Source organism: Thioclava dalianensis (assembly GCF_000715505.1).
Classification (GTDB): domain Bacteria; phylum Pseudomonadota; class Alphaproteobacteria; order Rhodobacterales; family Rhodobacteraceae; genus Thioclava; species Thioclava dalianensis.
The window spans coordinates 172428-185900 of the sequence record NZ_JHEH01000005.1 but is presented as its reverse complement, the minus strand read 5'-3'; the positions used below and the strand labels follow the sequence as shown (position 1 = coordinate 185900).

General features: G+C 62.0%; 10 protein-coding genes. 1 reads left to right on the top strand and 9 read right to left on the bottom strand.

Features of this window, described 5'->3' with window-relative positions; genetic code table 11:
• Nucleotides 1-31 precede the first annotated feature (31 nt).
• From betC to DL1_RS06335, 3 genes are all read right to left on the bottom strand, one after another.
• Entirely contained in the window at nucleotides 32-1540 is a 1509-nt protein-coding gene (gene betC, locus DL1_RS06345) for a choline-sulfatase (RefSeq protein WP_038063931.1), read from the bottom strand.
• Between the two features lie 217 nt (nucleotides 1541-1757).
• Nucleotides 1758-3986: a Hint domain-containing protein gene (locus DL1_RS22220; protein ID WP_038063930.1), complete on the bottom strand. Its 2229-nt coding sequence runs from the start codon at nucleotides 3984-3986 to the stop codon at nucleotides 1758-1760.
• Nucleotides 3987-4352: 366 nt separating this feature from the next.
• A complete protein-coding gene (locus DL1_RS06335) occupies nucleotides 4353-4817 on the bottom strand; it encodes an Lrp/AsnC family transcriptional regulator (protein WP_038063928.1) in 465 nt (154 codons plus the stop codon).
• A gap of 117 nt (nucleotides 4818-4934) precedes the next feature.
• Here DL1_RS06335 and DL1_RS06330 point away from each other — a divergent pair, with 117 nt between their 5' ends.
• Entirely contained in the window at nucleotides 4935-6371 is a 1437-nt protein-coding gene (locus tag DL1_RS06330; RefSeq protein WP_038064106.1) for an aminotransferase class V-fold PLP-dependent enzyme, read from the top strand.
• Here the strand turns inward: DL1_RS06330 and DL1_RS21510 are convergent.
• From DL1_RS21510 to DL1_RS06300, 6 genes are all read right to left on the bottom strand, one after another.
• On the bottom strand, nucleotides 6323-6682 hold the full coding sequence (locus DL1_RS21510; RefSeq protein ID WP_038063927.1) for a hypothetical protein: 360 nt from the start codon (nucleotides 6680-6682) through the stop codon (nucleotides 6323-6325). The two genes, DL1_RS06330 and DL1_RS21510, sit on opposite strands and share 49 nt — an antisense overlap.
• A 130-nt stretch (nucleotides 6683-6812) precedes the next feature.
• Nucleotides 6813-7889: an ABC transporter ATP-binding protein gene (locus DL1_RS06320; RefSeq protein ID WP_038063926.1), complete on the bottom strand. Its 1077-nt coding sequence runs from the start codon at nucleotides 7887-7889 to the stop codon at nucleotides 6813-6815.
• Nucleotides 7877-9583 carry an ABC transporter permease gene (locus tag DL1_RS06315; RefSeq protein WP_038063924.1) on the bottom strand — a complete coding sequence of 569 codons (1707 nt, stop codon included), beginning with the start codon at nucleotides 9581-9583 and terminating at the stop codon, nucleotides 7877-7879. Before DL1_RS06315 ends, DL1_RS06320 begins: the two co-directional genes overlap by 13 nt.
• Nucleotides 9580-10551, bottom strand: coding sequence for an ABC transporter substrate-binding protein (locus DL1_RS06310; RefSeq protein WP_038063922.1), 972 nt, complete (start codon nucleotides 10549-10551; stop codon nucleotides 9580-9582). The genes DL1_RS06315 and DL1_RS06310 overlap by 4 nt, the downstream gene beginning before the upstream one ends.
• Nucleotides 10552-10841: 290 nt before the next feature.
• Entirely contained in the window at nucleotides 10842-12515 is a 1674-nt protein-coding gene (locus DL1_RS06305; RefSeq protein WP_038063921.1) for an ABC transporter permease, read from the bottom strand.
• Nucleotides 12516-12519: 4 nt separating this feature from the next.
• The gene (locus DL1_RS06300) at nucleotides 12520-13470 is read right to left on the bottom strand and encodes an ABC transporter substrate-binding protein (RefSeq protein ID WP_038063919.1); all 951 of its coding nucleotides are present in this window, start codon (nucleotides 13468-13470) and stop codon (nucleotides 12520-12522) included.
• Nucleotides 13471-13473: the final 3 nt, after the last annotated feature.

Here is a 13473-nt window from a genome sequence, read left to right as displayed (position 1 = left end):
GGCGATCAGTCCTGTGTGATCTGGCGCGCCCTCATTCGCCGCGCGGAAAGCGTTTGCGCTCTTCGAGATCGTTGAGATCCATGTGGTTGCGCATATAGGCCTCGGACGCGTTCTTGAGCGGCTGGTAGTCCCACGGGTAATGCCCGCCTTGGCGTAGCGCGTCATAGACGACCCAGCGCCGGGCCTGACTGGCACGGACCTCCGCGTCAAAGCGCGCCAGATCCCAGCGCTCGGCGGCTTCAGATTTCAGCGCGGCGAGCGGCTCGGCATGCTCAGGATCGTCCGCCAGATTTTTGCGCTCATGCGGGTCTGCCTCAAGATCGAACAGCTGGTCGGGATCGAGGCTGCACAGGTTGAGCTTGTAGCGGCCTTTGCGCAGGCTCACGAGTGGCGCGTAAGAAGCCTCGGCTGCATATTCGATCCGCACAGCCTCCGCGCGAGCCGCGCCACGTGCCTGCGGCAGCACGCTTTGCCCGTCGATCCACGGCGCGATCTCGTCGAGCGAGATCCCCGCCAGATCGCAGAGCGTCGGGGTGAGATCGATGGTCGAGACCGGGTCGCTCACCCGTCCCGGTTCCAGCCCCGGCGCGCAGATCATCATCGGCACCCGCGCCGAGCCCTCGTAAAAGCTCATCTTGAACCAGAGCCCGCGCTCGCCCAGCATGTCGCCGTGATCCGAGCAAAACACGATGACCGTTTCCTGCCGCGTATCCTCGACCACCTGCAGCAGTTCACCGATCTTGTCGTCGAGATAGCTGAGATTGGCGAAATAGGCGCGGCGCGAGCGGCGCACATCCTCGCGCGTGATGTCATATTCGCGCCAGTCATTGGCATCGAAAATGCGCTTCGAATGGGCGTCCTGCTCCTCGTAGGGGATCGCGCCATATTCGGGTTCGAGATGGGCGCACTCCTCGTAGAGATCCCAGTATTTCTTGCGCGCGACATAGGGGTCATGCGGATGGGTGAAGGACACGGTGAGCATCCATGGGCGCGCATCATTGCCCCGCGCCAGATCGTAGAGCTTCATCTTGGCTTCATGGGCGACGTTGTCGTCATATTCCATCTGGTTCGAGATCTCGGCAACGCCCGCGCCGGTGACCGAGCCCATATTATGATACCACCAGTCGATCCGCTCACCGGGCTTGCGGTAATCCGGCGTCCAGCCGAAATCGGCCGGGTAGATATCGGTGGTCAGGCGCTCTTCGAAGCCATGAAGCTGATCGGGGCCTACGAAATGCATCTTGCCCGACAGGCAGGTCTGGTAGCCCGCGCGGCGCAGGTGGTGGGCATAGGTCGGAATGTCCGAGCGGAACTCGGCGGCGTTGTCATAGACCCCGTTGCGCGAGGGAAGCTGGCCCGACATGAACGCGGCCCGTCCCGGCGCACAGAGAGGCGAGCCGGTATAGGCATTCGCAAAGCGCACGGATTTCTCGGCCAGTTTCTTGAGATGCGGCAAATGCAGCCACTCCGCCGGGCCATCGGGAAACAGGGTGCCGTTGAGCTGATCCACCATCAGGATGAGAATATTGGGCTGGTTCATGGTCGGGCGTCTCCTCGTGCGAATGCAATAGGGCCACCGGGCAGAGGCAGGCGTCATACCCCGAGGTGCGGATCGATCTTGTGCCTTTTGTCCTATCGAAAGAGAGAGGGGCGAGGCAAGCATGGGCTTGCGCCGCGCCCCTTTGGGCCGTGCAGAAGCCGCGCTGGAGGGCGCGGCCTTGAGCGGGCTTGATCGTGACTGCCGTGGGGCCGTGTCCTCAGGCCGCGATGGCGAGGCGCGACTCGTGTCGTTTGAGGCTGGGCCGGGCGGCGGGGTAGCTCGCCGTGCCTTGGGCCAGTTCGGGGAACAGGCCCAGCAATTCGCGCCGCTGCTCGGATTCGAGTTCCTTGAGGGTCGCCGCACCGGGTTGGAAGCTCTCGGTCCACAGGCCATCTGACAAAACGATCTGATGGGCGTCGAACATCAGGTGGATATAGGTCACCTTATGCGCGCCGCGGTCGATTGCGATGCCGTCGATTCCGTCAAAGTGGGATGCCGCCGCCAGCGCTTCGGTCTCGCCGCAGAGCAGCTCGGTGAAATGGCCTGTCAGCAAGATGCGATGCTGGGGCGAGACGCGCATCTCGCGCTCTGGCTGATCGGGGCCGAAGGCTCCGGCGGGGATGATGACCGGACGATAGGCGGGGTTGGCTTGCAACTGCGCCCAGTTGAGGCTGCGCGAGCCGATCCAGCGGATGTCCTGAAAGCCGTTGTCGCGGGTGAGCACGCGGTCGCCCGGCTGCAGATCCTCAACCAGACATTCGCCCTGATCGGTCGCGATCCGGGTGCCGGGGGTGAAGCAGGGGATGACCTTCTCGATATTTGTGAAGCCCATCGAGCCCACGACATTGCCGTCAGTGTCGAGAAACTGGACCGTCCCGTTCTCGCGATTGTTGGGGTCGTCGAAGGTGATATTGGTGAGCGCCTTGCCCCAATTGCGCAGATCGAGCGTGTCATAGTCATTCCCGCCCTCGCCGCCATCGACCGTGTCGCCATCGGTCAGATCGACGAAGACATCCGCATCGTCGCCGCCCTGAAGCAGATCGGCGCCCGACCCGCCATCGAGCGTGTCATTGCCGCTCCCGCCGGTAAGCGTGTCATTGCCCGATCCGCCCGACAGGCTGTCATTGCCCGACCCGCCATCGACGACGTCGTTGCCCGATCCGCCAAGCACCGTGTCGTTTCCGATCCCGCCATAGAGGCTGTCATCGCCGCCCGCACCGTCGATATAGTCATCGCCGCCATTGCCGTAAAAGACGTTCGTGTAGCCGTTGTCGGGGTCGTCGGAAAAGCCGTCATAGCCGACCAGCGTGTCGTTGAAATTCGAGCCGAACAGCCCGTCGACGCCCGTGAGCCTGTCGCCCTCGGCATCACCGCCCGTGCCGACACCGCTTGCGAGGTTGACGTTCACCCCCGAGGCGCTGTTGACATAGGAGGCGTAGTCCATCCCGGCGCCAGCATTGAGGACATCGGCTCCGGTTCCGCCTTCAAGGATGTCATTGCCAGCGCCGCCGTCGAGCGTGTCATTGCCATCACCGCCCGAAAGCGTGTCACTGCCGTCACCGCCCGAGAGCGTGTCGGCCCCGTCACCGCCTGACAGGGAATCATTGCCAGCGCCGCCTGAGAGCGAGTCGTTGCCCGCGCCCCCGACGAGCGTGTCATTGCCTGCGCCGCCCAGCAGTGTGTCGTTGCCATCCTGACCGAGCAGCGAGTCGTTTCCCGCGCCGCCATCAATCGAGTCGTTTCCGGTGCCGCCCTCGACCGTGTCATTGCCAAGCCCCGCGAGCACCGTGTCATTGCCCGCACCCGCGCGGACGTAATCGTCATTGCCGCTCGAGCCGGGCAGGCCCGCATCGTTATTGTCGATCTTGTCGCTGCCGCCCGCAATCGGCTCGACATAGTTCGCGTCGATCATATCATTGCCTGCGGTGCCATCGACATAGCCATCATCGAAGCCCGTCTGGTAGCGATCCGCCGCGAGGTTGGTATTTGAGTAGCTCTGGGCCGAGTTCATCGTGATCGAACGGATCGGCTTTGCTTCATAGGCCTTCGTGTCGTCATTGTTCGAAATCTCTGGCGCAAGAAATAAGCTGCCATCGGTCGTCTGCACCAAAACCGCGCTGACCGTCGCGGTGGTGCCATCGGCGTATGTGAGCGTGGCGTCATAAACCACAAGGCCGTCATAGGTCAGCGTCTGGGTGGCCGAGCCGGGCGTCGTTCGGGTGATGATCTGGTCATTTGAAGCGTTGTTGTTGGTATCCAGAGCGCCGGTTGTGCCGCCATTATCCACGGTCGTTGCCGAGACGACATGCTGATACAGGGGATCCGTGCTTGACCCGAAGGTGGTCCCGCGGAAGGCATTGTAATTCTCCATGTTGGAGTTGCCTTCATAGGGGTCGATGAAGCTGTTGGATTTGTCCAGATAAATCCAATTGAAGGTCGTCGGCATGCCTGCGAAAGCCCTTTTCTGCGCGCGGTCGTGCAGCGTCGCGACGCTGCTATGTAGTGTCTCGGTTCACGAGATACGTCGTGGGCCAAGATCTGGATGAAATTTTTGAAGGCTGCTCAGCCGAATTTTTTGGATCCCTAATAATGCCGCCAGTTAGGCCTGCAATCGGTGTTTTCTTTGTGGCAAAAATTCAGAACTTCTGCGGCATTTTGGTTGCACCCGGCCTGTCACCCTGTGCGGCATGGGGTTGTTTTGTCATGTGAGATGGGGGGCGTGCCCTCGCGCTGTCTGACATCCGCGTTGCGCCCAAGTGGCGCTCGGTGATGAAAGGGGCGGGAGCGACCGCGACAGTTGGCGCGCTAAACGTTAAGCTGGCACATCTCTGCCATCCGCGATGGCCTCCATCGCGATATAGGAGGTGACGGTTTCAAGTTCGGTCTTGCTGATGAGCTGTTGGTAGACCCGGTCAAAATCATTCATGTCCCGAGCGACGATCTTGATCATGTAGTCGTAATCCCCGGCGATCCGGAAGAAATCGACCACATTGTCGATCGCCAACACCGATTTGCGGAAACGCTCCAGCCAGTCGGCAGAGTGTTGCCGGGTCCGGACCATTGCAAAGACCGTCAGATCAAGGCCAAGCGCCTGCATGTCAACGCGGATGGTCTGGCCTTTGATCACCCCTTCTTCGCGCAGGCGGGTCAATCTGCGCCAGCAAGAGTTCTGCGACAGCCCAACCTTTTCGGCCAAGTCGCGCTGCGACAGCGACGCGTCGCGCTGAAGGCAGCGCAAGATGGATTTGTCGATGGAATCAAGGGTGCGTGTGGTCATTTGATAGAATAACTGCCGAGTTTGCTCATAGTTTGGTGAAGTATTCCACGTGTCGGCAATGATATCAATCTAGCCAACACGAGGTGAGGGCTGGATATGACGATGGATATAGCGCAGATGACCCAATTTGATCGTTTCAAGGCTTCTCTGGGCCGGGGCGATCTGATCGAGACCCTGCGCAAGGGGGTGATCGGCGAGGGGGTTCAGGTGCCCGGCCCGCATGGGTCCAACCCGCTGATCTACGCAGATTATGTGGCTTCGGGCCGGGCGCTGCGCCAGATCGAGGACTTCATGCTCGAGGAGATCTTGCCGCTCTATGCCAACAGCCACACGGAGGCGTCCTATTGCGGGCAGATGATGACCCGTCTGCGGCGGCAAGCCCGCCGGATCACTCTCAAAAGCTGTGGCGGCAATGACCAATATGATGTGATTTTCACTGGATCGGGGGCGACGGCGGGTCTCAATCGTCTTGTCGGTCTTCTGGGCGTCGATGCAGGCGGGCAGGGGGCGCAGAAACCTCTGGTTTTGATCGGCCCCTATGAGCACCACTCCAATATTCTGCCATGGCGCGAGAGCGGCGCGGAGGTCATCGAAATTCCCGAAGCTCAGGCCGGTGGCCCGGATCTCGATATCCTCGAGGCGCTGCTGAGCGCGCAGAAAGGGCGCCGCATCGTCGCGGCCTTTTCCGCCATGTCGAATGTGACGGGCATCGTCACAGACGTCAAAAAGGTCACGGCCCTGCTCAAGTCGCATGGCGCCATCAGCGTCTGGGACTATGCGGGCGGCGCGCCCTATCTTCCGATTGACGTGGCAGGCGATGCGGCGGCCGAGATCGATGCTGTCGTCCTCTCGCCACATAAGTTCATCGGCGGGCCGGGGGCGTCGGGCATTCTGATCCTGCGGCGCGGGGCCGTTGCATGCGCCAAGCCGACTGCGCCCGGTGGCGGGACGGTGCGGTTCGTATCTCCTTGGACCCATGATTATTCCGAGGATGTGATCGCCCGCGAAGAGGCCGGCACCCCGAATGTGGTCGGGGATCTGCGGGCGGCGCTGTGCTTCATTGTCAAGGATGCCATCGGTCAGGACTATATGACGCGTCGCCTGCAAGAGCTGCGCCAGCGGGCAGAGGCGGCTTGGGCAGAGCTGCCCGGCTTGCAGATCCTCGGCCATCCGAGTGCGCACCGGATCCCGATCTATTCCTTCACCGTGACCGACCCGCACGGCGCGCGTATTCACCAGCAATTGGTGACGCGCATGCTCTCGGATCTGCATGGCGTTCAGGCGCGGGGCGGATGTGCTTGCGCGGGTCCCTATGCGCACCGCCTCCTTGGGATCGATCAGACGCGATCCGAGGCCCTGCGTGCAGATATTCTGGACGGCAACGAGATCGAGAAACCGGGGTGGACGCGTCTTGGGTTCTCGGCGCTGATGAGCGATGCCAAGGCCGACCGGATCATCGAGGCTGTCAGGGATGTGGCCCGCAGCACCAGCGATCAACGGGCGCTCTATCGTGTTGATAGCAAGACCGCGCGCTTCTCGACGGCGGCTGCGTAATGTGCAGATTTCTGGCTTGGGTCGGCGCGCCGCACTTTGTCGACGCGCTTGTTCTCGACCAAAAGCAATCCCTCGTTGCGCAGAGCCGAAATGCACTGATCGGCAAGACCCCGATCAATGCCCATGCCGCCATCCGCATTGGGCGTATCGCAAAGCAAAAAACGGGTTGATTGGTCAAAGGCGCGTGTCGAAAGCGGCGCGAGCGCTCCGGATTGCGGTGACAGGCTCCTGCGTTGCAGCCCATCCGCGATCGCTTCGCGGGAGGTGTCATCGAAAGCAACCTCGCCGTGGCGCATGATATGCAGCGCCAACTCGCCCGCCCGCCCTGATGGCGGCACGGGGAACAGAATATGCCGCCCGGTCCAGAGCCGGATGTAGGCGGGACCTTTTTCGCCAAGCCCCGAGAGGACTTCGACCTAAGCGGTGGTAGTCGAGATCAGATCACGCATCGGCGAGCGCCTTTTGCAAAACGACTTCACCCTCGGGATCACGAAATGCCCAGAGATCGTGCAGCCTGACGCCAACGGTTTCACCAATTGCAGCACGCTGGCGAGAAAACGCCACCAGCGTTTCGCTCGCTGCATCAAGCTCCAGCCGAAAGCGGCCGCCCAAATAGGTGCAGCTCGTCACGCGGGCGCGCAGCGGGGCGTCGTCGGCCAATGTGATCGACTCGGGGCGGATGCTGACATGGCTCGGTTCGGGCGCTGCGCTGCGCGACACGACATCCTGACCCAGCACGTTCAGCACAAGGCCCGCGTGATCGGCGCGTCCGGTTATGCGGGCAGAGACCACCGCGCCATCGCCGACAAATCCCGCCACGAAACAATCTGCGGGCTCGCGATACAAAATCTCGGGCGCGGCGAATTGGCGGATTTTCCCGGCATTCATCACCGCCACCCGGTCGGCCAGCGCCAGTGCTTCGCTCTGATCATGGGTCACGTAGAGCATGGTCGCGCCAGTGCGGCGGTGAAACAGTCTGAATACGTCCTGCATCGAGGCGCGCAGTGACAGATCGAGATTGGCGAGCGGCTCATCGAGCAAAACCGCGCGCGGTTCGAACACAAGACAGCGTGCCAACGCGACCCGTTGCCGCTGCCCGCCAGACAATTGCGACGGCATCCGGTTGGCAAACGCGCCAAGCCCGGTGAGGGACAGCGCCTCGGCCACACGAGCCTGACGTGCGGCACGGGGTATGCGCCGGACCTCAAGCGGGTAGGCGACATTGTCGAACACCGATTTATGCGGCCAAAGCGCGTAGGATTGGAATACGATCCCGATCTCGCGATCCTCGGGCGACACGAAGCGCCCGCCACCTGCGACTGTTTCGCCCCCGATCCGGATCTTGCCCGCGCTGGGATGTTCAAACCCGGCGGTCAGCCGCAGCAGGGTCGTCTTGCCACATCCCGAGGGGCCAAGCAGCGCCACGAACTCGCCCGAGGCGATCTGTGCGTTGATTGCATCCAGCGCAGGCGCGCCGCCAAACGTCTTGGACAGGTCGGAGAATGTTAACTCTGCCATGGGATGACTCCTTTCGGAAAACGGCGTGCCCCGGCTTGCACAAGCCCCATAAGCGCAATGATTAGACAGACAATCGACATCGCCAGGGCCGAGGCCATGACCGTTTCGCCGCTGTCTTCGAGATTGTAGATAACCACGCCCAGTGTTTCGGTCCCTGACGACCACAGAAGCGCCGAGACGGTCAGTTCGTTCACCGCTGTCAGGAACACAAGGATTGCGCCAGCCGCAGCCGAAGGTGCGGCAAGCGGCAGGACGATATCGCGTAACCTCCGCCCTAAACGCGCGCCGACACTGGCCGCAGCCTCCTCCATCGCGGGATCAAGCTGGGCGATACTGGCTTGGATAGGGCGCAACATCACGACGAAGAACCGCGCGAGATAGGCCATCAGGATGATCCAGATCGTGCCGTAAAGCGTCAGATCGGTGAAGGGCAGGTTAATGAAGGTCAGGATGCAGGCAATCGACAGCACGACGCCGGGAAGGGCATAGGGCAGGTCGATCAGCGCATCGAGAAGTTTGCTGACCCGATTGGCGCGGCGCTCCATCAGCCATGCGAGGGGCAGGCAGATCGCCAGCAGCACTGCCGCCGCCGTAATCGCGAGAAACAGGGAATTGGCATAGGCACGCCGTGTGACGGGCTGCACGAACAACACCTCGATCCATGCGTTGAACGTAGCGGTATGGACGGTCAGAGGCACGCCATAGGCTGGGATCAGCGAGGTCGCCAAAAGTGCAAGCAGCGGCAGCGCGAGGATCGCAAAAATAAACACCCACATCGCGATTTCGACCGGCAATCGCGCCCGTCCAAGCGACAACGCAAGCGGCGCGCCCGACAGGCCCACCAGCCCGAAGCCCTGACGCTTCAGCACAAGGCGGCTTAGCAAAACACCACAGATCGCCACCGCACCGATCAAAAGCGAAAGCACGGCGACTTCGGACAGCACCGAAGGCCCCATCCCGACAAGGCGCTGATAGATCAGGGTTGGCAGCGTCGCGTAGCCCGCCGGAATCCCCAGCATCGCGGGAATGCCGAAGTTTCCCAAGGCGGTGACAAAGGCCATCGCACCGCCTGCAATCAGCGACGGCATCGACAGCGGCAAAACGGTCTGCGCCCAAACCCGCCCCGGCCCGGCGCCCGACATCCGCGCCGCCTCGACCAGCTCGGCCGGGATCATGCGCAGCCCCGCGCGCAGCGTGAGAAACACCAGCGAGGCATGCTGAATCCCCAACAGCAAGATGATGCCGCCTGCGGAATGCAGCGGCTGCGGGCTACCCAAGGGTGGCGCTAGTCCCAGCATCTTCAGGATCGTCGAGGAGGGCCCCGCCATCTGCATCCATGCCAGTGCGGTGATCTGTGGGGGGATCATCATCGGGATCATTAGGCAGAACACCAGTGCCGCCTTGCCACGGATATCGCTCAGCGCCACGAGAAAGGCGAATCCGGACCCGATCAGCACCGAAAGCAGCGTGCCGCCGCCTGCAGTGATCAGCGAATGGCGCAGCGCGGTGGCAGTGGAAGGGCGTGCAAGCACGTCTGTCAGGTGATCCGTGGTTAGTCCGCTGCCAAACCCGATCCCCTCCAGCAGCAGACGCAGAACAGGCCCGAGCGCGATCAGTGCGACGGGCAGCAGCAACAAAGGCAACAGCCGGTCTAAGGACCGGCTGCCACCACTTTTCGTTATGGCTTTGCTCATTGGACGTCGAAGATCTTAGCAAACCGCGCCTTGTTGGCATCGCTATCGGCAAGCGCCTTGGCGGGGTCGAAATCCATCAGCTTGATGTCCTTGCGGGCGGGGAAGCCCTCAGGGCTTGCCACACCGTTGCGCGCGGGGATGTAGCCCATTCTGGCAACCAGTTTCTGGCCATCTTCGCTCAGCAGGAAGTCGACGAATTTCTGAGCGGCGTCCATGTGCTTGGTGCCAGCCATAATGGCCACTGGCTCGGTCACGTAGGAAACCCCTTCTTTCGGAAAGACGAACTCGACCGGCGAGCCTTGGGCTTTCGCGCGCAACGCCATGAAATCGACGAGAACACCGTAGGGCTTTTCGCCCGAGGCTACGGCCTTAAACGTGCCGCCATTGCCGCCCTCTGCGCGCGTCTTGTTCGCCGCCAGAGCCTCGTAATACTCCCAGCCCAGACCCTTGGTGTTGGTCAGGGTTGCCAGATGTATCAGCGCAGCTCCTGAATATAGCGGTGAGGGCATGGCAACGAGGCCCTTCATCTCCGGCTTGGCCAGATCCGCCCAAGAGGTCGGCACGCTTGGCGCGCCCGTATTGTAGACGATCCCGGTCGTGATCAGCTTGGTCGAATGATAATAGCCGTCCTTACTGTAAAGCGCCGGGTCATAAGCGCTTTCTTCGGGCGACGCATAGGCCGCAAGCTGACCTTCCTGCGTCATGCCCTCCAGCGTTACCGTATCAGCGATCAGCAAGACATCTGCCTGTGGTTGGCCTGCCTCCCTCTCGGCGGCGACGCGCGCCATCAGCTTCGTCGTGCCGTCGCGCACCCATTCGACATCAATGCCGGGGTTTGCCGCGGTGAAGGCATCAACGGTTTGCTGCGCATCTGCATTGGGCTGCGAGGTATAGAGCGTCAGGGTCTCGGCACCCGCAAGCGACGGCAGAGCCACGGCGATGAAGGTGGCCAAAAGGAAACGGGACATCAGCAATCTCCAGATAGGTCGGTTTGCATTCGAAAGGGTGCGTTACCCTTTTCCACGGTTCTCTAACGGGTTCGTGCGACACTTCTGTTAAGTGTGATTGCAAAATGCATTTCTTCCGAAATCTTGCGGGAGCAGCCTTGGCAGAAATGAGATCTCGCATTGCGCGGGTGCGTCACGGAACTGTCTTCGCGGCGAAGGAGGCGGGCATGCTGATGATGGTCGCCTCGACCCAAAGATGGCGCTGACAGTCGGCCAAGCGATGGGACGTGTCGAGGAGCCAGCGCCCTCGTCTAGGCTTTTCGCTCAAAGCGCCTGAGACTGCCCAGTAGCCCAAGCGGGATAAGAGTCGTTGCGATGATGGCCAGAAATGCCATCGCCATGCCATCCCCGACCGACCCCTGATCAAATTGCCGCCAAATATAGGTGCCAATCGTATCGGTGCCCACCGGGGCCACCAGCAGGGAAGCCACCAATTCGCGCGCAGCCACCGTAAACACCAGCAACATCGCGGCCAGAACCGAGGGCGCAATCAGCGGCACCCAGATCCGCAGGGCGGTGCGCATCGGACTTGCGCCGCTGATGCGGGCAGCGGCTTCAAGGCTGGGGTTGATCTGCTGAAACGCCGCCACCGTGTAGCGCACCGGCTGGGGCAGCAGAATGCAGACATAGGCCAACACCAGAATCCACATCGTGTTGTAAGGCGTGATGGGCAGGCTGGGCTGGTTCCACAGCAAGATCAGCCCCAGTGCCACCACCACGCCGGGGGCGGCATTGGGCAGCATTGCCAGCGCGTCGATCACGCGCTGGCCCCGGCCCGGTCCGCGGGTCGTGACATAGGCGACGGCGATGCCGAACACGCCCGCCACCAGCGCCGCGATTAACCCGAGAGAAAAGCTGTTCGCCATGGCCTGCATCGCGCCGGTCGTGTCGCTCAGGATCGCCTCGAAATGCAGCAGGCCGATATTGTCGAGCGCCAACCCGCCCGAGATCGTGCGGCTCAGCGCGGTGGCAAGGATCGCCAGCAGCGGCAGTCCCGTCGAGACAAAGGCGACAAGGCCAAACAGCGCCAGAACCGGCGCTTGCCAGACGCCAAGGCTCCGAGCGGGCGCGCGCGGGCTTTTGCCCCCCACGACGTCGAAATCGCGTGCGGTGGCAATCCGGCGTTGCAGCGCAAAGGCCAGGAGCGACAGCACAATCAGCGCCAGTGACAGCAACGCGGCCTTGGGCAGATCGATCGGCCAATCCGAAAGCGAGCCGTCAATGCCCGTCACCAGCACGTCAAAGCCAAATCGCGCGCCAAGAACGGCGGGCGTGCCGTATTCCTCGATCGACATCGCAAAAACCAGCAGCAGGCTTGCCGCCAGCGCGGGCGTGGCAAGCGGCAGGGTGATACGCCAGAATGCGCGCCCCGGACCGGCACCAAACACCCGGCTCACATCGGCAAACCGGGCCCCGATTGTGGCGAAACTGCGCGAGGCTGCGAAATAGACCACCGGAAAAGAATGCATCGCCATCACGAAGACGATTCCGGGAAACGAGAACAGAAATTCCGCCAGATTGACGCCGGTCAATTGTTGCAGATAGCCGGCGGGTTGCAGCGTCAGGATCCAGCCCAGCGTCGCGATGTAAGGCGGGATCATGAAGGGCACGAGGAACACGACATCCCACAGCAACGCTCCGGGCAGACGATAGAGCGCGCGTAGCCCCGCCAAGGGCACCGCGATGACGCTGGAGGCCAGCACGACCCCTGTGCCTAGAAATAATGTGTTGCGCGTTTCGATGCCGAAATCTTCGGATTTTAGGACTGCGCCAAGATGCGAGAAAGGGCGGGCAAAAGACCCCGCCCCGATCTCGGGAAAGATCGCCTGCAACATGATGAAGGTGAAAGGTAGGGCCACGACGACTACGAGAGCCACCGCGGTCATTCCGCTGAGCAGCGGCGAGCCTGTCCTTTCACCCGCCATGCGCTTAGTGTCCGAAAGACTTCGAGAAATTGTCGAGGATCTCGCCACGCTTGGCATAGGCATCGCCCGATTGCGGCAGAAGCTTCAGCTCGGTGATGGTAGGACGCAGGGCCTCAACATCGGTGCGCGCGGGCATCAGATAGACCTTGGCGACTTCTTTCTGGCCCTTGTCCGACAGCACGAAGTCTATGAATTTCTTGGCGTCATCGGCATGTTTGGTCGATTTCAGGATCATCATCGGGCGCGGGGCTACAACGGTGCCAGACGTCGGGAAGGCCACATCGATAGACTCACCTTTCGCTTTGGCACCCATCGCGATGTAATCGACAGCACCGAACACCGCCGCCTTGGCGCCTTGCAGCACGGGTGTCAGCGCGGCTTTGTTGGCCCCCGCCACAAGCATCCCATTCGCCGCCAGCGCGGGGAACAGATCGTCATGCCCCGCAGCGTCCAGCCCCGCGACCAGCTCAAACGCCGAGCCCGATTGCGCCGGGTCGGGCATGGTCACGAGCGACTTATACTCGGGCTTGGCCAGATCCGCCCAATCCGTCGGTTTGTTCGTGCCGGATTTCGGGTTCCACGCGATGGCCAGCGCCGCGACGCCCTCGGCCACATAGGACTCGGATTTCAGGAAGTCGGGCACGGTGGCCGCATTGGGCGAAGTGTAGGGGAGCAGCAAGCCCTGATCGGCAAAGCTCGTTGCGGTCGCCCAAGAGGCCGAGATCACGATATCGGCCTGCGGGTTGGCTTGCTCGGCTTTCAGACGCGCCATGACCTTGCCGGTCGTCGCCTGAAACAGGTTTACCTTGATGCCGCTTTCCTTGGTGAAATCAGCTGCAAGCGCCTTGGCCAGCCCGGCGGGCCCTGCGGTATAGACAGTGATGTCGGCATGGGCTGCAGCGCCGCTAATGCCAAGGGAAAGGGCAAGCAAGCCGGTGCGCAGGGTCTGTTTCATTTG

Excerpts from the sequence above, each read along its gene's own strand:
- betC (WP_038063931.1), bottom strand. The coding sequence starts at position 1,540 with ATGAACCAGCCCAATATTCTCATCCTGATGGTGGATCAGCTCAACGGC.
- DL1_RS22220 (WP_038063930.1), bottom strand. The coding sequence starts at position 3,986 with ATGCCGACGACCTTCAATTGGATTTATCTGGACAAATCCAACAGCTTC.
- DL1_RS06335 (WP_038063928.1), bottom strand. The coding sequence starts at position 4,817 with ATGACCACACGCACCCTTGATTCCATCGACAAATCCATCTTGCGCTGC.
- DL1_RS06330 (WP_038064106.1), top strand. The coding sequence starts at position 4,935 with ATGACCCAATTTGATCGTTTCAAGGCTTCTCTGGGCCGGGGCGATCTG.
- DL1_RS06320 (WP_038063926.1), bottom strand. The coding sequence starts at position 7,889 with ATGGCAGAGTTAACATTCTCCGACCTGTCCAAGACGTTTGGCGGCGCG.
- DL1_RS06315 (WP_038063924.1), bottom strand. The coding sequence starts at position 9,583 with ATGAGCAAAGCCATAACGAAAAGTGGTGGCAGCCGGTCCTTAGACCGG.
- DL1_RS06310 (WP_038063922.1), bottom strand. The coding sequence starts at position 10,551 with ATGTCCCGTTTCCTTTTGGCCACCTTCATCGCCGTGGCTCTGCCGTCG.
- DL1_RS06305 (WP_038063921.1), bottom strand. The coding sequence starts at position 12,515 with ATGGCGGGTGAAAGGACAGGCTCGCCGCTGCTCAGCGGAATGACCGCG.
- DL1_RS06300 (WP_038063919.1), bottom strand. The coding sequence starts at position 13,470 with ATGAAACAGACCCTGCGCACCGGCTTGCTTGCCCTTTCCCTTGGCATT.